Source organism: Streptomyces pseudoechinosporeus, assembly GCF_054783935.1.
This window is the reverse complement of sequence record NZ_BAAGPS010000003.1, coordinates 52,654-75,812: the sequence shown is the minus strand read 5'-3', so window position 1 is coordinate 75,812 and position 23,159 is coordinate 52,654. Positions and strand designations below refer to the sequence as shown.

16 protein-coding genes are annotated in these 23,159 nt (G+C 70.1%); 14 read left to right on the top strand and 2 right to left on the bottom strand.

Going from position 1 to position 23,159, the window contains the following annotated elements:
• Positions 1–17: 17 nt before the first annotated feature.
• From ACYVO6_RS03720 to ACYVO6_RS03685, 8 genes are all read left to right on the top strand, one after another.
• Positions 18–665, top strand: coding sequence for a TetR/AcrR family transcriptional regulator (locus ACYVO6_RS03720; RefSeq protein ID WP_461057159.1), 648 nt, complete (start codon positions 18–20; stop codon positions 663–665).
• 187 nt (positions 666–852) lie between these two features.
• Positions 853–2,898 carry a phosphocholine-specific phospholipase C gene (locus tag ACYVO6_RS03715; protein ID WP_461057479.1) on the top strand — a complete coding sequence of 682 codons (2,046 nt, stop codon included), beginning with the start codon at positions 853–855 and terminating at the stop codon, positions 2,896–2,898.
• Positions 2,899–3,124: 226 nt separating this feature from the next.
• The gene (locus tag ACYVO6_RS03710; RefSeq protein ID WP_461057157.1) at positions 3,125–5,392 is read left to right on the top strand and encodes an MMPL family transporter; all 2,268 of its coding nucleotides are present in this window, start codon (positions 3,125–3,127) and stop codon (positions 5,390–5,392) included.
• Complete coding sequence (locus ACYVO6_RS03705; protein ID WP_461057155.1) at positions 5,370–5,945, top strand: GNAT family N-acetyltransferase; 576 nt, start codon at positions 5,370–5,372, stop codon at positions 5,943–5,945. The genes ACYVO6_RS03710 and ACYVO6_RS03705 overlap by 23 nt, the downstream gene beginning before the upstream one ends.
• 35 nt (positions 5,946–5,980) lie before the next feature.
• Positions 5,981–6,559, top strand: coding sequence for a hypothetical protein (locus ACYVO6_RS03700; RefSeq protein WP_461057153.1), 579 nt, complete (start codon positions 5,981–5,983; stop codon positions 6,557–6,559).
• Positions 6,560–6,748: 189 nt separating this feature from the next.
• On the top strand, positions 6,749–6,934 hold the full coding sequence (locus tag ACYVO6_RS03695) for a hypothetical protein (protein ID WP_461057151.1): 186 nt from the start codon (positions 6,749–6,751) through the stop codon (positions 6,932–6,934).
• A gap of 152 nt (positions 6,935–7,086) precedes the next feature.
• Positions 7,087–10,179, top strand: a complete 3,093-nt coding sequence (locus ACYVO6_RS03690) for a helix-turn-helix transcriptional regulator (RefSeq protein WP_461057149.1) — start codon at positions 7,087–7,089, stop codon at positions 10,177–10,179.
• Positions 10,180–10,218: 39 nt separating this feature from the next.
• Positions 10,219–10,413 (top strand): DUF6191 domain-containing protein, encoded by a 195-nt coding sequence (locus ACYVO6_RS03685; RefSeq protein WP_461057147.1) that lies wholly within the window; start codon positions 10,219–10,221, stop codon positions 10,411–10,413.
• A 67-nt stretch (positions 10,414–10,480) separates the two neighbouring features.
• Here ACYVO6_RS03685 and ACYVO6_RS03680 read toward each other — a convergent pair whose 3' ends face one another.
• The gene (locus ACYVO6_RS03680; protein ID WP_461057145.1) at positions 10,481–11,680 is read right to left on the bottom strand and encodes a PQQ-dependent sugar dehydrogenase; all 1,200 of its coding nucleotides are present in this window, start codon (positions 11,678–11,680) and stop codon (positions 10,481–10,483) included.
• 171 nt (positions 11,681–11,851) lie between these two features.
• Complete coding sequence (locus tag ACYVO6_RS03675) at positions 11,852–12,862, bottom strand: aldo/keto reductase (protein WP_461057143.1); 1,011 nt, start codon at positions 12,860–12,862, stop codon at positions 11,852–11,854.
• Positions 12,863–12,936: 74 nt separating this feature from the next.
• Here ACYVO6_RS03675 and ACYVO6_RS03670 point away from each other — a divergent pair, with 74 nt between their 5' ends.
• The 6 genes from ACYVO6_RS03670 to serA all read left to right on the top strand — a co-directional run bounded on the left by ACYVO6_RS03670 (position 12,937) and on the right by serA (position 23,033).
• Entirely contained in the window at positions 12,937–13,878 is a 942-nt protein-coding gene (locus tag ACYVO6_RS03670; protein ID WP_461057141.1) for a 2-hydroxyacid dehydrogenase, read from the top strand.
• A gap of 195 nt (positions 13,879–14,073) precedes the next feature.
• Positions 14,074–17,274, top strand: a complete 3,201-nt coding sequence (locus ACYVO6_RS03665; protein WP_461057139.1) for a putative bifunctional diguanylate cyclase/phosphodiesterase — start codon at positions 14,074–14,076, stop codon at positions 17,272–17,274.
• A gap of 228 nt (positions 17,275–17,502) precedes the next feature.
• The gene (locus ACYVO6_RS03660) at positions 17,503–19,383 is read left to right on the top strand and encodes an acetolactate synthase large subunit (protein ID WP_461057137.1); all 1,881 of its coding nucleotides are present in this window, start codon (positions 17,503–17,505) and stop codon (positions 19,381–19,383) included.
• A 20-nt stretch (positions 19,384–19,403) separates the two neighbouring features.
• Positions 19,404–19,928, top strand: a complete 525-nt coding sequence (gene ilvN, locus ACYVO6_RS03655) for an acetolactate synthase small subunit (RefSeq protein WP_461057135.1) — start codon at positions 19,404–19,406, stop codon at positions 19,926–19,928.
• Between the two features lie 251 nt (positions 19,929–20,179).
• Positions 20,180–21,181 (top strand): ketol-acid reductoisomerase, encoded by a 1,002-nt coding sequence (gene ilvC, locus ACYVO6_RS03650; protein ID WP_461057133.1) that lies wholly within the window; start codon positions 20,180–20,182, stop codon positions 21,179–21,181.
• 250 nt (positions 21,182–21,431) lie between these two features.
• Entirely contained in the window at positions 21,432–23,033 is a 1,602-nt protein-coding gene (serA, locus tag ACYVO6_RS03645; RefSeq protein WP_461057131.1) for a phosphoglycerate dehydrogenase, read from the top strand.
• Positions 23,034–23,159: the final 126 nt, after the last annotated feature.

Here is a 23,159-nt window from a genome sequence, read left to right as displayed (position 1 = left end):
AGGAAGGGGCAGGACGCGTGAGACAGGGGCTCGCCGAGAAGCGGCAGGCGATCGTGCGGGGGGCGCGTCGGGTCTTCGGGCGCGACGGCTACACCCGCGCCGGAATCGACTCCATCGCCAAGGAGGCGGGGGTCTCCACCCGCACGATCTACAACCACTTCCCCGAGGGCAAGGCGCAGCTCTTCCGCGTCGTCATCGTGGAGGGTTCCGAGGAAGTCGTACGGGCCCATGTCGACGCCATCGACCGGCGGCTGTACAAGGTCACGGACCTGGAGGCGGACCTCGTCGACTTCGCGCACGCCTGGATGCGTCCGATGTACCAGTACGGCGACCACTTCGCCGTCGTACGGCAGATGCGAGCCGAAATCGGCCATATTCCGCAGGAGTTCGTGGACGCTTGGCGGGCGTCCGGGCCCGACCGCGCTCTCAAGGAGGTGGCCGCCCGCTTCCGGGAGCTGGCCGAGGAGGGGCTGCTGGACGCCCCGGACCCGGAGCGGGCCGCGACCCACTTCATCCTGCTGACCGGGTCCGAGATCAGCGATCGCACGTACGGAGGGGTGATCCCGATGCCGGACGAGGAGCAGGACGAGCTGATCGTCTCGGGGGTGCGGGCGTTTCTGCACGGCTATCTGCCGCACGGGGAGAAGTCGTCCGGAGGGGTGTGAGCCGGACCTTTGGGGCGAACCCTTGGACGTTCGCCTCTCGGCCCGTTCCGGTACTTCCCTCCGTCATCTGCCGTCACTACGTTCCCAGCCGGACTGTCAATGGGTCACTCACGAACCATTGGTCTCGACTGGGAGGTCGGCTTTGTCACCCTCGGCATCATCATCGGAGATCACCCGCAGACGGCTCATGGCCCTCGGCGGCGGCGCGCTCGGCGCCGCCGCCATCGGCTCGTTCCTGCCGCCCTCCCTCCAGGAGGCGCTCGCCCAGGAACCGCCGAGCGGCGGTCTCGAGGCCGTCGAGCATGTGGTGATCCTGATGCAGGAGAACCGATCCTTCGACCACTACTTCGGCGCCCTGCGCGGCGTCCGCGGCTTCTCCGACCGCAACGCGATCCGCCTGCCCGAGGGGACGTCGGTCTTCGAGCAGCCGGACGCCTCGCGCACCGTCCTGCCGTTCTCCGTGCGCGAGGCCGCCGAGGCCCAGCAGAAGGACCTCCAGTACATCGGGGCGCTCGACCATTCCTGGACCGGCGGCGGCACGGCCTGGAACGACGGGTGGATGAACGGCTGGATCAAGGCCAAGACGCCCGCGACCATGGCGTACTACACCCGCGAGGACCTCCCGCTGCACTACGAGCTCGCCGACACCTTCACCGTCTGCGACGCCTACCACTCCTCGATCCACACCTCCACCAGCCCCAACCGCAACCACCTGTGGAGCGGTAGGACGGGCTACGAGGCGAACGGCGACCGGGCCGTCGACAACGACGCGTACGACGAGGGCACCCACCCCGGCTACGACTGGGGCACGTACCCCGAGCGCCTGGAGAAGGCGGGCGTGAGCTGGCAGACGTACACCGAGTGGGAGAACTTCACCGACAACCAGGTCGAGTTCTTCACCACCTTCAAGGCGATCGCCCGCAAGGTCCTGGCCAAGACCGAGTTCACCTACCTGGAGGCCTTCTACGCGAAGGTCCGGGACACCGCTGACGAGGCCGAGCGCGAGCGGCTGCTGGCCGTCCTGGAGGAGGGTGTCGCCACGCTCGGCGCCGAGGAGCGCTCGCTGTTCGAGCGCGGGCTGCGCCGGGTGCCCACCGGCAAGCTGGCGGAGGCGTTCGCCAAGGATGTGGCGGACGGGAAGCTCGCCAAGGTGACGTACCTGGTGCCCTCGGCCGTCGACTCCGAGCACCCCTCCGTGTCCTCGCCCGTCCACAGCGCGACGATCGTCTACAAGGTGCTTGACGCGCTCGCCTCGCATCCCGAGGTCTGGCGGTCCACCGCCGTGTTCATCAACTACGACGAGAACGACGGCTTCTTCGATCACGTTCCCCCGCCTGTTCCGGCCGCCGGGAACGAGGAGGAGTACTTCAAGGGCCTGCCCACCGGACTCGGGCCGCGCGTCCCGACGCTGGTCGTCTCACCCTGGACCGTCGGCGGCCATGTCTGCTCCGAGGTCTTCGACCACACCTCCGTGATCCGCTTCCTGGAGAAGTGGACCGGCGTGCGCGAACCCAGTATCGGCACCTGGCGGCGCGCCGTCACCGGCGATCTCACCGGCGCCTTCGACTTCCGGAGCGGGCACCCGCAGCCGGAGGTCGAGCAGCCCGGTGCCATTCCGCCGTTCACCGGCCGCTGGAACCCGCAGCCGCCCGCGCGGCAGTCGATGCCCCAGCAGGAGCCCGGCACCCGCCCGGCGCGCCCGCTGCCGTACCAGCCCGACGCCCACGCGCGCGTGGAGGACGCAAAGGTACGTGTACGGCTCGTCAACGCCGGCACTTCCAGCGCGCACTTCGCGCTCTATCCGTACGCCGGCGAGTTCAAGAACCCGCAGCACCAGGACGTCGAGCGGGAGGGCGTCTGGGACGTGCCGGTGCGGGGGACGTCGTACGACTTCACGGTGACCGGACCGAACGGCTTCCGGCGCGAGTTCATGGGAGACACACGCGCGCGTGCCGAGCTCGCCTCCACCGTCGACGCAGGCGCGCGCGCCCTGCGCCTCACGTTCCGCAACACCGGAAGCAGGCAGCTGACCTTCACCGTCCGGCAGCTCGGTTACTCGGGTGCCGGCGACCGGAAGTTCACCGTGCAGCCGGGTCGCGCGGTCGCCTTCGCGCACGCCACACGAGACGCCCACGGCTGGTACGACGTGGAGGTGACGGCCGCCGGGGATGCCGCCTTCCGCCGGCGTCTGATGGGGCACATCGAGAACGGGCGCGCGAGCGTGTCCGGCTGAAACGCGCGAGCGTATCCGGCGGCAATTCGCCGGGCGCGGCGGACGCCGGGAAATGCGAGGGGATTCACATAAGCGTGCTGTGAAGTCCCTCGCATTTCTGTGAGTAAGTCCACGAAAACGGCTAACGATCTCTACGGCCTGCAAGAGTTGTCCACGTATTGCTCATGTGTTCTTTGCGGGCGGTTCCCGGTAAAGATCCACAATCCCCCCCCACGGGAGCTCGTTCGTGGCAGCACTCGCACGCTGGTGTGTCCGGCACCGCCTTCTGGTCGTTCTGCTCTGGATCCTCGCGCTCGGCGGTACGACCGTCGTCGCAGCGGTCGCCGGATCCGCGTACTCGAACGACTACAAGGTGCCAGGCACGGAATCCGGCCGTGCCGCCCAGCTGCTGCAGAAGAGCTTCCCGGACCTCGGCGGGGACAGCGACACGATCGTCTGGCACACCGGATCCGACAGGGGTTTCGTACGGGCCGCCGATGTCGAGCAGACGATGACGGTCACCCTCGACAAGATCGAGGACCTGCCCGGTGTGGCCTCCGTGACCGACCCGTACGACAGCCAGAGCGCCGGTCGGATCAGCGCCGACGGGCGTACCGCCTACGCCACGGTCACCTTCGACGAGCAGTCCAAGGACGTCGACCAGGCCGATGTACAGGCCGTCGTGGACACCGCCAAGGACGCGGAGACGGACGGGCTCCAGGTCGAGCTGGGCGGTAACGCCATCGGGCTCACCGAGTCGTCGGGCGGCCATGTCGCCGAGATCGTCGGCGTGATCGTCGCCGCCGTGGTTCTCTTCCTCGCCTTCGGCTCGCTCGCCGCCTCCATGCTGCCGATCGCCACGGCTCTGGTGAGCGTCGGCACGGCGTACGCCGGGATCGTGCTGCTCGGCCACTTCATGACCGTCGCCGACTTCGCGCCGATGCTCGGCATGCTGATCGGCCTCGGCGTCGGCATCGACTACGCACTCTTCATCGTCACCAGACACCGCCGCGGACTGAAGCGCGGGCTGCCGGTCGAGGAGGCCGCGCGGAACGCCGTGGCCACCACCGGACGCGCCGTCGTCTTCGCGGGCGCAACGGTGTGCATAGCCCTGCTCGGCATGCTCATCCTGCGGCTCAGCTTCCTCAACGGCGTCGCGATCGCCGCGTCCCTGACCGTGATCCTCACCGTCGCGGCCTCCGTGACCCTGCTGCCCTCGCTGCTCTCCTTCATCGGCATGCGCGCCCTCAGCCGTCGCGAGCGCCGCCACCTGGACGAGCACGGTCCCGCGCCGGAGATCCCCACCGGGCTCGCCGCCCGCTGGTCCGCCTTCGTCGAGCGGCACCCCAAGCTGCTCGGAGTCGTCGCCCTCGCCGTCATGACCGTGCTGGCGCTGCCCACGCTCGGCCTGCACCTCGGCACCTCGGACCAGGGCAACAACCCGGAGACCGCCACCACCCGTCAGGCGTACGACCTGCTGGCCGACGGCTTCGGCCCCGGCGTCAACGGCCCGCTGACCCTCGTCACCGAGGTCGACGGCGCCCAGGACCGGCTCGCCCTCGAGAACCTCGACGCCATGCTCCGGTCGACCGAGGGTGTCGCCTCGGTGACCCCGGTGACGTACGACACGGATCGCGACACCGCGTACCTCACCGTCGTGCCGGAGTCCTCACCGCAGTCCCAGAAGACCAGCGACCTCGTCGACCGGCTGCGCACCGACGTGCTCCCGCGTGCCGAGACGGACACCTCGCTGGACGTGCACGTCGGCGGGGTCACGGCCGGCTACGACGACTTCGCCGAGGTCATCATCGGCAAGCTGCCGCTGTTCGTGGGCGTCGTGATCGGGCTCGGCTGCCTTCTGCTGCTGCTCGCCTTCCGCTCCATCGGCATACCCCTGAAGGCCGCCGCGATGAACGTCGCGGCCGTCGCCGCCGCCTTCGGCGTCGTCGTCGCGATCTTCCAGTGGGGCTGGGGCAGCGAACTGCTCGGCCTGGGCAGCGCGGGCCCGATCGAACCATTCCTGCCCGTGATCATGGTGTCCGTGCTCTTCGGACTCTCCATGGACTACCAGGTCTTCCTGGTCAGCCGGATGTACGAGGAATGGCTGGAGACCGGCGACAACCGGCGGGCCGTCCGCGTCGGCCTCGCCGAGACCAGCCGGGTGATCAACTCCGCCGCCGTGATCATGATCTCGGTCTTCCTGGCCTTCGTGCTCAGCGGCGACCGCGTCATCGCGATGTTCGGCATCGCGCTCGCCGCCGCGGTCGCGCTCGACGCCTTCGTCCTGCGTACGCTCCTGGTGCCCGCCCTGATGCACATGCTGGGCGGCGCCAACTGGTGGCTGCCCCGCTGGCTCGACCGCCGCCTGCCCCGCATCAGCATCGAACCGTCCGAGTCCAGCCCTGCCGTCCCCGCCAGCCCCTCCCATGCGACGATTCCCGCTGCGCGCGACGACGCGCTGAGGGACGTACTCGTGAAGGAGCGGCAGCAGGATGTACGCGATATCCCTGGGTGAGGACGGCGCCGAACTGCGACCCCTGGAGCCCTGGCACGCCGAGGAGTTCCTGGCGCACCTGGACCGGGGACGTGAGTTCATCGGGCAGCACATCCCCTTCGGGGCGAACGCCACGGATGCCGACTCCGCACGCGAGCTCCTCCAGTCGTACGCCGACAAGCGCGCCGCCGACACCGGCAGCCTGCACGGGCTGTGGCTGGACGGGAAGCTCGTCGGCGGTGTGCTGTTCCTGCACTTCGACGCCGAGCGGGGCACCTGCGAGGTCGGCTGCTGGCTGGAGCCGGCCGGCGCGGGACGCGGGCTGGTCACCCGCGCCATGCGGATCCTCATCGACTGGGCGGTCGACCAGCGCGGCATCCACCGGGTGGAGTGGCAGGCGTCGACCGCCAACGAACCGAGCATCAACGTGGCGCGGCGGCTGGGCATGAGCCGCGAGGGTGTGCTCCGGGAGACCTACCCGTACCGGGGCGTGCGCCAGGACCTCGAAGTGTGGTCCGTACTCGCGCCGGAATGGCGTGACGCACGCGCGCGTGCAGCCCACAACGATCATTAAGAAACCTCTCAGAGAGCGTCCGTACGGTGCGGAGCATGGGATCCAAGACAGTTGACGAGGCCGGCACCGACACCGGCACCGAGGCGAAGCGCGACGAGGAGGACGTGCAGCTCACGAAGGACGGCGACACGGCCACGGACCAGGCCGACGCCGAGGCGTACGAGGACGACGAGCAGGCGTACCCGGACTCCGGTGACAGCTCCGACGCGGGCTCCGGCGGTCCCGGCGTGGGCCAGGGGGCCGCCGCCGTCGTCTCCGCCGGGCTCGGCATCGTCTCGCTGACCGGCAGCTGGGTCGGCACGGTGGCCCAGGCCCGCGACTCGCTGTACGGGCAGCTGGAGACGGCGCAGCAGTCGGACGTGAGCACCCAGCTCAAGCAGTTGTACGGCGACTCCTGGAACGCCAACGCGCTGGTCGCCGGGTTCTTCGCGCTGGCCGCACTGATCGTCGGCGTCGTGGTGCTCGTCAGGCCCGCGTTCGGGAACCCCGACCGGGTGCAGGCCCCGTGGGTCAAGTCGGTCGCCTGGGCGGGCGTCTCGCTCGCCGTCGTCGGCCTGTTGCTGGCCGCCCTCAAGTACTCCGACGTCCTGCTCTCCTTGCCTTCCGCCGGCTGAACCGCCGACCGGGAAACCGCACGTCCTGAGGGGCCTTAGGTCCGCCGCGAGTTACTTACGGCAGATCTAAGGCCCCTCCTGTGCGCAAGATGCGGAACTCTCCCGATGTGACGCACCCCCCTGGGAGACGAAGGTTGAGGCATCGCACCAAGCGAGGCCCGAAACCGACTTCTTCATGAGGGGTACGAGATGTTCGCGTACGAGCTCCAGCAGATCCGTTCCGCCGAGATGATCCGCGAGGCCGACAACTACCGTCTGGCGCGCGAGGCCATCCGCGCCCGCCGTGCCGCCCGCCGCTCCGCGAAGGACGACACCGAAGGGCGGGTGAATCGCCGCCCGCATCCGCGCCGCCATCGCTTCGCACGCGCGGCGTGATGCCCGGCGGAGAGAGCGCCGGGAGTGCCCCGAGCACCGGGGGTGCCGGGGGTCCGGGGGGATTCCCGGCATCCCCGGCGCCGCGCCGTGCAGGGCTCCCCGGGATGGGCGGGGCGCCGATAATCGCTGCCGCCTTGTCAGACCCCTGTGCGATGCTCGGCGTTGTGGAGACCAGGTCTGTGAGTCCGGTTTTCGTCGGCCGCGCCGACGAGCTGGACGTGCTGAACGACGCGCTCGCCCGCGCTGCCGCTGGGGGTACCTCCCAGGTGGTCAGCGCTGGGGGAGGGCCACAGGCGTTGCTGGTCGGCGGTGAGGCGGGCGTCGGGAAGACGCGGCTCATCGAGGAGTTCGCCACCGCGGCCGGCCGTGCGGGCGCTGTCGTGGCGCTCGGCGGCTGTGTCGAGATCGGCGCCGACGGGCTGCCGTTCGCCCCCTTCTCCACCGCCCTGCGCGCCCTGCGCCGCCAACTGCCCGACGAGCTGGCCGCCGCGGCGGCCGGGCAGGAGGAGGAGCTGGCCCGGCTGCTGCCCGAGCTGGGCGACACCTCGCGGGGGCGGCACGACGAGGAGGGCATGGCCCGCCTCTTCGAGCTCACCGTGCGCCTCCTGGAGCGCGTCGCCGCCGAGCGCACGGTGGTCGTCCTCCTGGAGGACCTGCACTGGGCCGACGCCTCGACCCGCCACCTCCTCGCCTACCTCTTCCGTACGCTGCGCAGCGGCCGCCTCGTCGTCGTCGCCACCTATCGCGCCGACGACGTCCACCGCCGCCATCCGCTGCGCCCGCTGCTGGCCGAGCTGGACCGGTTGCGCACGGTCCGCCGTATCGAACTCGGCCGCTTCAGCCGCGCGGAAGTCGGCCGCCAGATCGCCGGAATCCTCGCCTCCGAGCCCGACCCGGCCCAGGTCGACGACATCTTCGAACGCTCCGACGGGAACGCGTTCTTCGTCGAGGAGCTCGCCGTGGCGGCGAACGAGGGCTGCCGCACCGGCCTCACCGACTCCCTCCGTGACCTGCTCCTGGTGCGGGTCGAGAGCCTGCCCGAGAGTTCCCAGCGGGTCGCCCGGATCGTCGCGGAGGGCGGCTCCACCGTCGAGTACGCACTGCTCGCCGCCGTGGCGCGGCTCTCCGAGGACGATCTCATCGAGGCGCTGCGGGCCGCCGTGGGCGCCAACATTCTGCTCGCGACACCCGACGGGGACGGCTACCGCTTCCGGCACTCCCTGGTGCGCGAGGCCGTGGCCGACGACCTGCTGCCGGGCGAGCGCTCCCGCCTCAACCGGCGGTACGCCGAAGCGCTGGAGGCCGACCCGACGCTCGTACGGGCCGATGAGCGCGCCGCGCGCCTGGCCAGCTACTGGTATCACGCGCACGACGCGGCCAAGGCCCTGCCCGCCGTCCTCGACGCCTCCGTGGAGGCCCGCCGCCGGCACGCCTACTCGGAGCAACTACGGCTCCTGGAGCGGGCGATGGAGCTGTGGGACAGCGCCCCCGACGCCGTACGGGCCGAGCTGCGCCCTGTCGACTACACCGAGGCTTACCCTCCCCGTGGCTGCGATCCGGCCACCAAGCCGCTGACCTATCTCGACCTGATGGCCGAGGCGGCCGTCGCGGGCCGGTACTGCGGGGAGCGCGAGCGCGCCGTGAAGATCACGAAGCGGGCCCTTCATCTCCTGGAGGGCGATGACGAGCCCCTGCGCGCCGCCTGGTTCTGGACCCAGCGCTCCCGACTGGTGCAGGCCCTGGGCCGCGGCGACGGCTGGAAGGAACTCGGCACCGCCGAGGAACTGGTGCGGGGACTGCCGCCCTCGGAGGTGCACGCCGAGGTCCTGGCGACGGTCGCCAGCTGGTCCATGCTCCACACACCAGGGCCCGAGGCCCTGACGGACGCCGAGCGCGCCGTGGAGTACGCGCGCATGGTGGGCGCCCGCGAGATCGAGCTGAACGCGCGGCTCACCCTCGGCGGACTCATGGTCGAAGCGGGGGACATCGAGGCGGGTCTCGCCGAGATGTACGAGGTCCGGGGCCAGTCGGTCGACCTCGGGGCCGCTCGGGAAGTGGGCCGCAGTTATGTGAACCTGCCATCCGTTCTGGAGGGCATCGGCCGCTCCAAGGAGGCCGTCGGCATTCTGCGGGAGGGCCTTGAACTCACCCGGAGAATGGGCCTGTTGGAGTCGGAGTCCTGGGTGTGGGACAGCCTCGCCGAGTCGCTCTACTCCCTGGGCCAGTGGGAGGAGGCCGGCCAGGCCGCGACGAACGCTCAGCACGCCGTCCCGAGCGCCAAGCCGCGCGGCGGCGCCTTCCTGCGCTTCGTCGACATCGCGCTCGCCCGGGGAAATCTCGCCGGGGCGGGCCGCCACCTGGCCGCCGCCCGCGACGCGTACGGCACCCACGACCCCATGCCGCAGAACTCCCTGCCGCTGGCCCGGCTCACCCTCAGTCTCGCCGCGGCCGAGGGCCGCCTCCCCGACGCCCGCGCCGAACTCGACCGCGCCCTGGAGGCCGGCCTCCCACCCGGCACCCACCGCTACGGCTGGCCGCTGCTGCTCGCCGCCGCCACCGCGGAGGCCGACGCCCGCGGTCTGCCCGCCGCCGAGCGGGGCCGCACCGAGTACGTCGAGCGCATCCGCGAGAACGCCAAGCCGCTCGCCACGAACGTGCCCCTCTGGCAGGCGTACGAGCGCTGGGTGCGCGCCGAACTGCTGCGCGCCGAGAACCGGGACACCCCGGACGACTGGTCCGCCGCCGTGACCGCCTTCGAGCCGCTGGAGCGTCCCTACGACCTGGCCCGCGTCCGCCACCGCCTCGCCGAGTCCCTGCTGGCCTCCGGCCCTGGCGACGACGACGCCCGCGACCGCGCCACCGAACTCCTGCGCCTGGCCGGAGCCGTCGCCGACCACCTCCGCGCCCGCCCGCTCACCGAGTCCATAGCCCTGCTCGCCCAACGCGCCCGCCTCACCCTGACGCGCACCCCGCAGACCCCGGAGCGGCCGGCCCTCACCCCCGCCGACCCGGCCGAGGCGCTCGGCCTCACCAGCCGCGAGCGCGACGTCCTGCGCCTGGTCGCCGCCGGCCGCAGCAACCGCCGGATAGCCGAGGAACTCTTCATCTCCCCGAAGACCGCCAGCGTCCACGTCTCCAACATCCTCGCCAAGCTGAACGTCTCCGGCCGCGGCGAGGCAGCGGCACTGGCCCACCGGCTACGGCTCTTCCCGTCCGAGACACCCGCTGCTGAAGCGGCAGGGTGAGGCTTACGCTGTAAAGGACCCCGGGCCGAGGGAGGCGCCGTGTTCAACATGTTCGAGGAACTGTTCGCACCCGGCCGCAAGCACACCCAGGACGAGCGCAACCGTCTGGAGATGACCCGTGAGGACGCTGGGGACAGCGACCCGGGGCGAGGCCCGATAGATCTCACGTCCGGGAAGGTCGTCGTACGGCTGCCTGCCCAGACGCCTGGGGAACCAGGCCCCGACGAGGACTGAAAGCCCGCCGTCGGGTCGCTCTGCTCGGGTTCATCGCCTGGGCGACGCCCCGGCTACTTCACCCCCGCTACGTCACCTCCAGCTCAAGAATCTTGTCGTCCCCGTCCTCCGGGGACCCCCGGCCGTCCGTCTCGCTGGTGACCAGCCACAGCTTGTTGTCGCCCGCCGAGACCACCGTGCGCAGGCGGCCGTGCTCGCCCTCCAGGAAGGCCTGGGGGTCGGCCGCCGTCTCCGTGCCGCTCAGGGGGATGCGCCACAGGCGCTGGCCCCGCAGGCCCGCCATCCAGATGGAGCCCTCCGCGTAGGCGATCCCGCTGGGGGAGGCCTCGGCCACGCCCCACTGGGCCACTGGGTCGTGGTACTGGGAGTCGTCGGACTTGCCTTCGGCGTCCGGCCAGCCGTAGTTGTCGCCCGCCTCGATGTGGTTCAGCTCGTCCCAGGTGTTCTGGCCGAACTCAGCGGCCCACAGGCGCTTTTCGGAGTCCCAGGCCAGGCCCTGCACATTGCGGTGGCCGTAGGAGTAGACGGCGGAGTCGAAGGGGTTGCCCGGAGCCGGCTCGCCGTCCGGGGTCAGCCGGAGGATCTTGCCGCCCGTGGAGTTCTTGTCCTGGGCCAGCTCGGCCTCGTACCGCTCGCCCGTGCCGGCGTAGAGCATCTTGTCGGGGCCGAAGGCGATCCGCCCGCCGTTGTGATTCGTGCCCTTCGGGATGCCCCTGAACACCGTGTCGGGCGCGCCCAGTTGCTCACCCGCCGGCTTCTCCGCGTCGTACAGCATGCGCACGATGCGGTTGTCCGACGCCGAGGTGAAGTACGCGTAGACCATGTGGTCCGAGGCGTACTCCGGTGAGAGCGCGAGGCCCATCAGGCCGCCCTCGCCTGCGGCGGCGACGCCCGGCACCGTGCCCACCTCGGTCTTCTTGCCGCTCTCCGTGTCGACCCGGGTGATCGTCCCCTCGTCCCGCGAGGACACCAGCAGGCCGCCTTCGGGCAGCGGCGCGAGGCCCCACGGCGTGTTCAGACCCTCGGCGACGGTCCGCACGACCTCCACGGAGCCCTTCGCGGGCGGCGCCGACTCGGTCGCCTGCCCCCCGGGCGAGGACCCCGATTCCGTACGGCTCGGGGAGGCGTTCGCTCCGCCGTCCGACCCCTCCTCGTCGCCGGAAGAACAGCCGGCCGTCAGCAGGAGCGCGGCAGCGGCCAACACGGCCGTCACAGCTCGACGTTGCACGATCTGGATCCCTTCGACGCGGCAGGTTCTACTGTTCATACACCGCAACCGCCTCACAGGTTCCCGATCTCCGCTAGCGAAGTGCGACGAGATCCGGACGCGCGTTACGGCGAGACCCTTACGCGGCCCTCGAACCACCCTCGCTCATCGAGCTGTGAGCCTGTGGCACATTTGAGCCGGTGGTGCGTCTGAGCCCCTGCTGCATCCCGCTCACTCCCACGACCCCTGAGCCGGAGGCAGCTCCGCCACCTCCGCGAGATCCCGCGCCGACAGGCGCAGCCCGGCCGCCCCCGCGTTCTCGGCCGCCCACCGCTCCCGCTTGGCCCCCGGCACCGGCACCACATGCCGCCCCTGCGCGAGCACCCACGCGAGCGCCACCTGCGCCGGAGTGACCTCCTCGCCGCTCTCCTCCCCGTGCCGCCGCGCGATACGGCGCAGACCGGCCACGATCGGCTGGTTCGCGGCCATCATCTCGGCGGTGAAGCGGGGATGCCGGGCGCGTACGTCATCGGGTTCGAAGCCCTCGCCGGGCGTGAGCGTGCCGGTCAGGAAGCCGTTGCCGAGCGGCATCGCGGCCAGGAAACCGACGCCGCGCGCCTCGCACCACGGCAGCAGCCCGTCCAGCGCCTCCGGCGACCAGACCGACAGCTCGGCCTCCACCGCGCTCACCGGGAAGACCTGCTGCACCCGCTCCAGCTGCCGGATCGTTCCGTCGTGCAGATGTGCCCCGGAGCGGCGGCCGGAGCGGGCGCCCACCGCGCACAGCCCGAGCGCCCGTACCTTCCCCGCCGTCACCAGGTCCGCCATCGCGCCCCAGGTCTCCTCGACCGGCACCTCGGGGTCGGCGCGATGCAGCTGGTACAAGTCGATGACGTCCGTCTGGAGCCGCCGCAGCGAGGCGTCGCAGGCCCGCTTCACATAGCCGGGACGGCCGTTGGCCACGATGTGCTGCTCACCCACCAGCAGCCCGCACTTGGTGGAGACGAAGGCCTCCGGGCGCCGCTCCTTCAGCACCCGGCCCACCAGCAGCTCATTGGTGAACGGCCCGTACATGTCGGCGGTGTCGAGGAGGCTCGAGCCCCGGTCGAGGGCTGTGTGCAGGGTCCGCAGCGATTCATCGCCCCGCTGCCGCGAAGCCGAGTACGCCCAGCTCATCGGCATGCACCCGAGCCCGACAGCACCCACTTCGAGCGCCGCAACCCCGATCGTCCTGCGCTCCACCTGGCCGTGCCCTCCCTTTCGCGACCCCCAAACTAACCTCTGGGTCTGACAACGCTTCGCCTAGCCTCCTGAGCATGACTTCCGAAGTGTGGCTCCCCTTCGACCCAGCCGACATCGATGGCCTCCCCGAAGGCCTCGACTACCGCTTCTGGGACGGTGAGCAGGACTTTCCCGCCGATCCCGCCAACTGCGCGTTGTATGTCGTGCCCTACATGAAGAGCAGCGAGGTCTCGGTGCGCCCGATGGCCGAAATGACGTCCGTACGGGTCGTGCAGACGATGTCGGCCGGAATCGACCACGTCCAGCCGGGCCTCGGACTGCTCCCCAAGGGCGTGCAGTTGTGCAACGCGCGTGGGGTGCACGACGCCAGTACGGCCGAGCTCACGCTGACGCTGATCCTTTCCTCGCTGCGGGGCATCCCCGACTTCGTACGCGGACAGGAGCGCGAGGAGTGGCGGTCCGGGTTCCGGCCGGCGCTTGCCGACAAGGCCGTTCTGATCGTCGGATACGGCTCGGTCGGCGCCGCGATCGAGGACCGGCTCGCGCCCTTCGAGGTCGCGCGGGTGGCGCGCGTCGCGCGCTCCGCACGTGAGACGGAGCGCGGTCCCGTGCATCCGATCACCGCACTGCCCGAACTCCTCCCGGACGCCGATGTCGTGGTGCTCATCACGCCCCTCACCGAGCAGACGAAGGGCCTGGCGGGCGCCGGCTTCCTGGCGCGGATGAAGGACGGCGCACTGCTGGTGAACGTCGCCCGCGGCGGTGTCGTCGACACGAAGGCGCTGCTCGCCGAGCTGGAAAGTGGCCGGATCCGAGCGGCTCTTGACGTCACCGATCCCGAACCGCTGCCCAAGGGGCACCCGTTGTGGCATGCGCCGGGCGTGCTCATCAGTCCGCATGTGGGGGGCCCGACATCCGCGTTCCTTCCGCGCGCCAAGCGGCTCCTGGTGGACCAGTTCCATCGATTTGTGAACCGGGAGCCGATGCGAAACGTGGTCCTTACGACGGGCGCGTAGCCTCTGCGGCCACCCTCCGCAGTCCCCCGACTGCGGTGGGTTCACGTATCACCGCTGGTCGTCACGGAGAGTAGAGGGACTATGTCCCTGAGTGACGAGACTGGTGTATCGTCCGGACAGGGGATGCGCCGCACACCGGACGGCGCCGGGGACGAGACGTGGACTGTGAGGGGGGCGACGGGCGATGTACGGCCTATGGACCAACGATCCGACGCGGCGGGGCCGCCGGCGGCGAACCCCGCACGCACCACGCAAAAGCGGCCACGGCCACCTTCACCACCACAGGCCCAGCGGTCGCAGGCGGCACGCGCCCCCACCCTCGAACCGGCTTCGCACGGCTCGGGCGGGAGGACCCCCTTCGGCAAGCCGGGACCAGAGGGACTCGGGGGCGGCACGGACCGGAGGGACACAGTGAGTTCCCAGGGGGCGCTGCTGGCCCGCCGCCCGCTCACCGGCGTCGGCACAAGCCTGGTCCCGCAAGTGGTGCTGGCCCTGGCGTGCGCGGCATACACCATCGGCTGCGCGTTCGGCTGGGGCTCGCAGACGCTCGCGTTGATCATGGGTGACTTCGGGCTGAGCGCGGCAGCCGCCGCCGCGGCCGTCTCCTGCTTCCTCGGCGCCCGGCCCGGCCGCAGCCGCTTTCGACCCGCCTGGCTGCTGTTCGCCCTCTCCTCCGCGATGACGGCGGCGGGCAACTTCGTCTGGGGCTGGTACGAGGTCGTCCTGGCCCGCCCGATACCCAGCCCCAGCTACGCCGACCTTTTCTTCCTGTGCTTCGCACCGTCGGCCATCGTGGGACTGCTCGTGTTCGCCAAACGGCCCGTGACCAAGTCCGGCTGGATCTGCCTGGCCCTGGACGCCTGGCTCATAGGCGGCTCGCTGCTGACGCTCTCCTGGAGCCTCGCGCTCGCCCAGGCGGCCAAGGCCGGGGGACCGAGTGTCGCGCACACCGCACTGTCGCTGGGGTACCCCCTGCTGGACATCGCCATGATCAGCATGGTGCTGGTGCTGCACTTCAGGCGATCGCCCGTACACAGGTCGGCGGTGAACACCGCGATCGGCGCCCTCGCCCTGACGGTGATGTGCGACGCGCTGTTCACCTCGCCACTGCTGCACAACGACTACCGCTCGGGCCAGTTGCTCGACGCCGGCTGGTTCGCCGGTTCGCTGCTGCTCGCCTACGCCCCCTGGGTGGGGCACCGAAACGGCCAGGCGGAAACGGAAGAAGAGGGGCACACGCGCGTGGTGGTCGGCTATGTGCCCGGGCCCCGACCGGGACAAGCGGCACCCCTGCCGGAACAACCGGCCCAGGTGCCCCTCCAGGAAGGAGGTCCCAGTCGGCATCCGGCAGGCCGGCCCACCGCCGGTTCGCTCGCGGCACTCACGCCCTATCTGGCCGCGGCCGTCTGCACGTTGGGCATTCTCTACAACGTGCTCAACGGCCGCAGCGTCGACCGTGTGGTGCTCATCACCGGCGGCACGGTCGTACTCGCCCTCGTCGTACGCCAGGGCATCATGCTGCTCGACAACATCACCCTCGCCCAGGAACTGGCCCAGAAGGAGAACCACTTCCGCTCCCTGGTCCAGGGCTCCAGCGACGTCATCATGATCGCCGCGCCGAACGGCATCCTCCGGTACGTCAGCCCGGCCGCCGCCGGAGTCTACGGCCGGCCCGCGGAGGAGCTCGTCGGGACCGAACTCGCCTCGCTCATCCACCCGGAGGACCTGGGCTGCGTGGTGCACGAAGTGCGCCGCTTCCTCGCCGCCGGCCCCGGCGAAGAACCCACCACCCGCATCGAGTGCCGCTTCAGGTCCGGCGACGGCGGCTGGCTCAACGTCGAGTCGACCGTCAACCGTCACCACGGCGGCCTCATCCTCAACAGCCGTGACGTGACCGAACGGGTGCGCCTGCAGGCCCAGTTGCAGCACAACGCCGAGCACGACCCGCTCACCGACCTGCCCAACCGCGCCCTGTTCACCCAGCGCGTCCAGCAGGCGCTCTCCGGCCGCCGCTCCTCCGACCGCGGCACCGCCGTACTCTTCATCGACCTCGACGGCTTCAAGGCCGTGAACGACACGATCGGGCACCAGGCCGGCGATGAGCTGCTCGTCCAGGCCGCCCGCAGACTCCAGGACGCGGTACGGCAGGGGGACACCGCCGCCCGGCTCGGCGGCGACGAGTTCGCGGCCCTCATCGTCGGCGACGGCACCCGCGACCGCACCGCGCGCGAGCGCCATATCGTCGAGCTCGCCGACCGGCTCCGCGTCACCCTCTCCCAGCCGTACTCCATCGACGGCAACGACGTCCGGGTGGCCGCCTCCATCGGCGTCGCCTTCGCCGAACCGGGCCTGGGCGCAGGCGAGTTGCTGCGCAACGCCGACCTGGCGATGTACCGCGCCAAGGCGGCGGGCAAGGGCCGCGTCGAGCTGTACGCGCCACAGATGCAGCAGGACGTCGTACGCAAGGCAGAGCTCGCGACCCGGCTGCGGGCCGCCCTGCACGACGGCGAGTTCGCGCTGCTGCACCAGCCCGTGGTCTGTCTCGACACCGGCCGGATCGCGACGGTCGTCGCGCAGGCGCGCTGGCGCTCGGCCCAGGGCGCGCTGCTCACGCCCGCCGACTTCCTGCGCGTCTCCGAGGACAGCGACCGCACCGCCGAGCTCGGCCGCTGGATGCTGGAGGAGGCCATCGAGCAGGCCGCCGAGCGCGGTGCCACGGGGCTCGGTGTGCCCGTCGCCGTCAGGATGAGCGCCAGCCGGCTCCTCGACCGGTCGATGCCCCTCAGCTCCGTCGAGGCCCTGCTGACCCGGCACGGCGTGGCCTCCGGCGCCTTGGTCATCGAACTGACCGAAACGGATCCCCGGGTCTCCTTCGACGAGTTGGAGCGCCGCCTGAGCGCGCTCAGGCGCCTCGGCGTCCGGATCGCCCTGGACGGCTTCGGCAGCGGCTACGCGGCGATCACCGCGCTACGGCGCCTCCCCGTCGACGTACTGAAGCTCGACCGCTCTCTGGTCGAGGGCGTCGTCGAGTCGGCCCGGCTGCACAAGATCACCAGTGGGCTGCTCCGTATCGCCCATGATCTCGGGCTGCAGTCGGTGGCCGACGGCGTGGACAGGCCCGAGCAGGTCGCCGCGCTGCGCGACATGGGCTGCACCCATGGCCAGGGCATGGCGTTCTCCGAACCGCTCGACGAGGTCCGGCTGCGCCGCGCGCTGGCCTCCGGTCGCTACCCCGTGCCCGGCCGCCCGGCCGAGCCGGTCCTCGTCAGCGGCTCGGTGGCCGGGGTTTACGCAGGTGGAGGCTCCGGTGCGTATACGGTCGGCGGCTCTTCGGGGGCGTACGTCAGAGGGACGGCTCTGCGCTCACATAATGAGACTCCCGTCCCACCCACTTGACAGGCACAGTATGCCGGGGAGAGGGTCTGTGCCATGCGCACCCGAATTCTCGTACTTGGAAAGCGCGTCGGCTGAGCTGGGAACGACCGGATCGATGAACCGGAACTCCCAGCGACCGCACCCGACGCGCTCCCCTCGCTTGCCTCACGGCACGAGGGGTTTTTTGTTGCACCAACACCAGTCGAACTTCGTACAAACTTCGCAAAAACCCTCAGCATCGAGAAGAGAATGCCGATGACCGAGCAGGCCACCGGGGCCCACCATCCGCAGCCGCGGCCCCGTTCCTCAGGGCAGCCGTCCGCGCCCGAGCACGTCACGGGTGCGCAGTCCCTCATCCGTTCTCTCGAGGAGGTCGGGGCCGAGACGGTATTCGGCATTCCCGGCGGCACCATCCTTCCCGCGTACGACCCGATGATGGACTCCAAGAAGGTCCGTCACGTCCTGGTCCGTCACGAGCAGGGCGCCGGCCATGCGGCCACCGGTTACGCGCAGGCCACCGGCAAGGTCGGAGTGTGCATGGCGACGTCCGGGCCGGGTGCCACCAACCTGGTCACCCCCATCGCGGACGCGCACATGGACTCCGTGCCGCTGGTCGCGATCACCGGGCAGGTCGTGTCGAAGGCGATCGGTACGGACGCCTTCCAGGAGGCGGACATCGTCGGCATCACCATGCCGATCACCAAGCACAGCTTCCTGGTCACCAAGGCGGAGGACATCCCCCAGGCGATCGCGCAGGCGTTCCACATCGCCGCCACCGGCCGCCCGGGACCAGTCCTGGTCGACATCCCCAAGGACATTCTCCAGGCGAAGACCACCTTCTCCTGGCCGCCCACCATGGACCTGCCCGGCTACCGGCCCGTCACCAAGCCGCACGCCAAGCAGATCCGCGAGGCCGCCAAGCTGATCACCGCCGCCAAGCGGCCCGTGCTGTATGTCGGCGGCGGCGTCATCAAGGCCGGCGCGACCGCCGAGCTGAGGGTCCTCGCAGAACTCACCGAAGCGCCCGTCACCACCACCCTGATGGCGCTCGGCGCATTCCCCGACAGCCACCCGCTGCACGTGGGAATGCCGGGCATGCACGGTTCGGTCACCGCCGTCACCGCGCTGCAGAAGGCCGACCTGATCGTCGCCCTCGGAGCCCGCTTCGACGACCGCGTCACCGGCAAGCTGGACAGCTTCGCCCCGTACGCCAAGATCGTCCACGCCGATATCGACCCGGCCGAGATCGGCAAGAACCGCGCCGCCGACGTGCCGATCGTCGGGGATGCCCGCGAGGTCATCGCCGACCTGATCCAGGCCGTGCAGAAAGAGCACAGCGAGGGCAACACCGGCGACTACAGCGCCTGGTGGAAGGATCTGAGCCGCTGGCGGGACAACTACCCGCTCGGCTACGACCAGCCCGACGACGGCTCGCTCTCGCCGCAGCAGGTCATCGAGCGCATCGGTCAACTCGCCCCGGAGGGCACGATCTTCGCGGCGGGCGTCGGCCAGCACCAGATGTGGGCCGCGCACTTCATCCAGTACGAGAAGCCCGCGACCTGGCTCAACTCCGGCGGCGCCGGAACCATGGGCTACGCGGTCCCGGCCGCCATGGGAGCCAAGGCGGGGCAGCCGGACCGTACGGTCTGGGCGGTCGACGGTGACGGCTGCTTCCAGATGACCAATCAGGAGCTCACCACCTGCGCCCTGAACAACATCCCGATCAAGGTCGCCATCATCAACAACGGCGCCCTCGGGATGGTCCGCCAGTGGCAGACCCTCTTCTACAACCAGCGCTACTCCAACACCGTGCTGCACTCCGGCCCCGAGGCGGACAGTGTGGGATCCAACAGCGGCTCCCCTGCGGCGCCGAGCGCAGGCACCCGCGTCCCCGACTTCGTGAAGCTGTCGGAGGCCATGGGCTGCCACGCCATCCGCTGCGAGTCCCTGGACGACCTGGACAAGGTCATCGAAGAGGCGAACTCCATCAACGACCGCCCGGTCGTCGTCGACTTCATCGTCCACGAGGACGCGATGGTCTGGCCGATGGTCGCCGCCGGCACCTCGAACGACACGATCATGGCCGCCCGGGATGTCCGCCCCGACTTCGGCGACAACGAAGACGACTGAGCGAGAGAGACCACACAGAAATGTCCAAGCACACGCTCTCCGTCCTGGTCGAGAACAAGCCAGGTGTCCTCGCCCGGATCACCGCCCTGTTCTCCCGCCGCGGCTTCAACATCGACTCCCTCGCCGTCGGTGTCACCGAGCACCCCGACATCTCCCGCATCACCATCGTGGTGAATGTCGAGGACCTGCCGCTCGAACAGGTCACCAAGCAGCTCAACAAGCTCGTCAACGTCCTGAAGATCGTCGAACTCGAGCAGGGCTCGGCCGTTCAGCGGGAACTCGTTCTGGTGAAGGTGCGCGCCGACAACGAGACCCGCTCCCAGATCGTCGAGATCGTCCAGCTGTTCCGCGCCAAGACCGTGGACGTCTCCCCGGAGGCCGTCACCATCGAGGCCACCGGCTCCAGCGACAAGCTGGAGGCCATGCTCAAGATGCTGGAACCCTTCGGCATCAAGGAACTCGTCCAGTCCGGCACCATCGCGATCGGCCGCGGCGCGCGTTCGATCACGGACCGGTCGCTGCGCGCGCTGGACCGTTCCGCGTAAGTCTTGATACGGAAAGCCGACCTGGCGAGTGAGCCGAAGGGGCGCGTCGGTGTCGAGAGTGCGAGCGCGCGGAGTGCCCGACGAAGGAGGGCCGAGCACGGTCGTACTCTCGACACCGACGCGCCCCGGAGGCGAACCGAGCCCCAAAAAGGGGGCGTCGGCCGCCCGTATTCCGAGACCCCGAAACTTCCCTTCCGCCCCCCGTCATACGGTGGGACGCAACACCTGCACTCCCGAGGAGAGAACCCAAAGTGGCCGAGCTGTTCTACGACGCTGACGCCGACCTGTCCATCATCCAGGGCCGCAAGGTCGCGGTCATCGGCTACGGCAGCCAGGGCCACGCCCATGCGCTGTCGCTGCGCGACTCGGGTGTCGACGTCCGCGTCGGTCTGCACGAGGGCTCCAAGTCCAAGGCGAAGGCCGAGGAGCAGGGGCTGCGCGTGGTGACCCCGTCGGAGGCCGCCGCCGAGGCCGACGTCATCATGATTTTGGTGCCGGACCCGATCCAGGCGCAGGTCTACGAGGAGTCCATCAAGGACAACCTCAAGGACGGCGACGCGCTGTTCTTCGGACACGGCCTGAACATCCGCTTCGACTTCATCAAGCCCCCGGCGAACATCGACGTCTGCATGGTCGCCCCCAAGGGCCCGGGCCACCTCGTGCGCCGTCAGTACGAGGAGGGCCGCGGCGTTCCGTGTATCGCGGCCGTCGAGCAGGACGCGACGGGCAGCGCCTTCGCGCTGGCCCTCTCGTACGCCAAGGGCATCGGCGGCACCCGCGCCGGCGTCATCAAGACGACCTTCACCGAGGAGACCGAGACCGACCTGTTCGGTGAGCAGGTCGTCCTCTGCGGTGGTACGGCCGCGCTGGTCAAGGCGGGCTTCGAGACGCTGACCGAGGCCGGTTACCAGCCGGAGATCGCGTACTTCGAGTGCTTGCACGAGCTGAAGCTGATCGTGGACCTCATGTACGAGGGCGGCCTGGAGAAGATGCGCTGGTCGATCTCCGAGACCGCCGAGTGGGGCGACTACGTCACCGGTCCGCGGATCATCACGGACGCCACCAAGGCCGAGATGAAGAAGGTCCTCGCCGAGATCCAGGACGGCTCCTTCGCCCGCGAGTGGATGGCCGAGTACCACGGCGGTCTGAAGAAGTACAACGAGTACAAGACCCAGGACCAGAACCACCTCCTGGAGACCACTGGCAAAGAGCTGCGCAAGCTGATGAGCTGGGTCAATGACGACGAGGCGTAAGCCGTAGGCACGGGGGCCGCAGCGACTTGCTGCGGCCCCTTCGCCGAACCTCCGGTAACCGCTCGTCCACGGCATGCAGCCACGGACGGGTGATCCTTCCGCGGAGGCGCAGGACGTCCTCCCGCGCGGCACTAGACTGCTGCACTACATACGCGTCGGGCCCACAGCGTCGTGCGTCTTCCACGCGGCAATCCCTCCACCGCATGCGGCCGTCGGGACGGCCGTCCGCATTGGACTTGTGAGGACTCACGTGAGCACTGCTGCCAACGGCAAACCGGTCGTACTCATCGCTGAAGAGCTGTCGCCCGCGACCGTCGACGCCTTGGGCCCGGACTTCGAGATCCGGCACTGCAACGGAGCGGACCGAGCCGAACTGCTCCCCGCCATCGCCGAGGTCGACGCGATCCTGATCCGCTCCGCCACCAAGGTCGACGCCGAGGCCATCGCGGCCGCCGGCAAGCTCAAGGTCGTCGCACGAGCCGGCGTCGGCCTGGACAACGTCGACGTCTCGTCCGCCACCAAGGCCGGCGTGATGGTCGTCAACGCACCGACCTCCAACATCGTCACGGCCGCCGAACTCGCCTGCGGCCTGCTCCTGGCCACCGCGCGCCACATTCCGCAGGCCAACACGGCGCTCAAGAACGGCGAGTGGAAGCGCTCCAAGTACACGGGCGTCGAGCTCGCCGAGAAGACCCTCGGTGTCGTCGGCCTCGGCCGCATCGGCGCGCTCGTCGCGCAGCGTATGTCGGCCTTCGGCATGAAGGTCGTGGCGTACGACCCGTATGTGCAGCCCGCGCGGGCCGCGCAGATGGGTGTGAAGGTCCTCTCCCTCGACGAGCTGCTCGAGGTCTCGGACTTCATCACGGTGCACCTGCCCAAGACCCCCGAGACCCTCGGCCTCATCGGCCACGACGCGCTGCACAAGGTCAAGCCGTCGGTGCGGATCGTGAACGCCGCGCGTGGCGGGATCGTCGACGAGGAGGCGCTGCACTCCGCGCTCAAGGAGGGCCGCGTCGCGGGCGCGGGCCTCGACGTGTACGCGAAGGAGCCCTGCACGGACTCCCCGCTCTTCCAGTTCGACCAGGTCGTCTGCACCCCGCACCTCGGGGCGTCCACGGACGAGGCGCAGGAGAAGGCCGGTATCGCCGTCGCCAGGTCGGTGCGGCTCGCGCTCGCCGGTGAGCTCGTCCCGGACGCGGTGAACGTCCAGGGCGGCGTCATCGCCGAGGACGTCAAGCCGGGTCTGCCGCTCGCCGAGAACCTCGGCCGCATTTTCACCGCGCTCGCGGGCGAGGTCGCGGCCCGCCTCGACGTCGAGGTGTACGGCGAGATCACCCAGCACGACGTCAAGGTGCTCGAACTCTCCGCTCTGAAGGGCGTGTTCGAGGACGTCGTCGACGAGACCGTGTCGTACGTCAACGCTCCGCTGTTCGCGCAGGAGCGGGGCGTCGAGGTGCGGCTGACCACCAGCTCGGAGTCGCCGGACCACCGCAATGTGGTGACCGTGCGCGGCACGCTCGGCGACGGCGAGGAGGTGTCGGTCTCCGGCACGCTGGCCGGGCCGAAGCACCACCAGAAGATCGTCGCGGTGGGTGAGTACGACGTGGATCTCGCCCTCGCGGACCACATGGTGGTCTTCAAGTACGTCGACCGCCCGGGCGTCGTCGGCACCCTCGGCCGCATCCTCGGCGAGGCCGCCATCAACATCGCGGGCATGCAGGTCGCGCGTACGGACCTGGGCGGCGAGGCGCTGGCGATCCTGACGGTGGACGACACGGTTCCGCAGAACGTGCTCAATGAGCTGGCCGAGGAAATCGGCGCGACGTCGGCTCGGTCGGTCAACCTCGTGTGAGGATGTCCGCCACCTGAGGGCTCCGCCCCCAGACCCCCGTATCGGCCTAGCGGCCTCGTCCTCAAACTCCCCCACTCTCGGCTTCGCTCGAGCGGGGGGACCCCCACGACGGGCTTGAAATTGCCG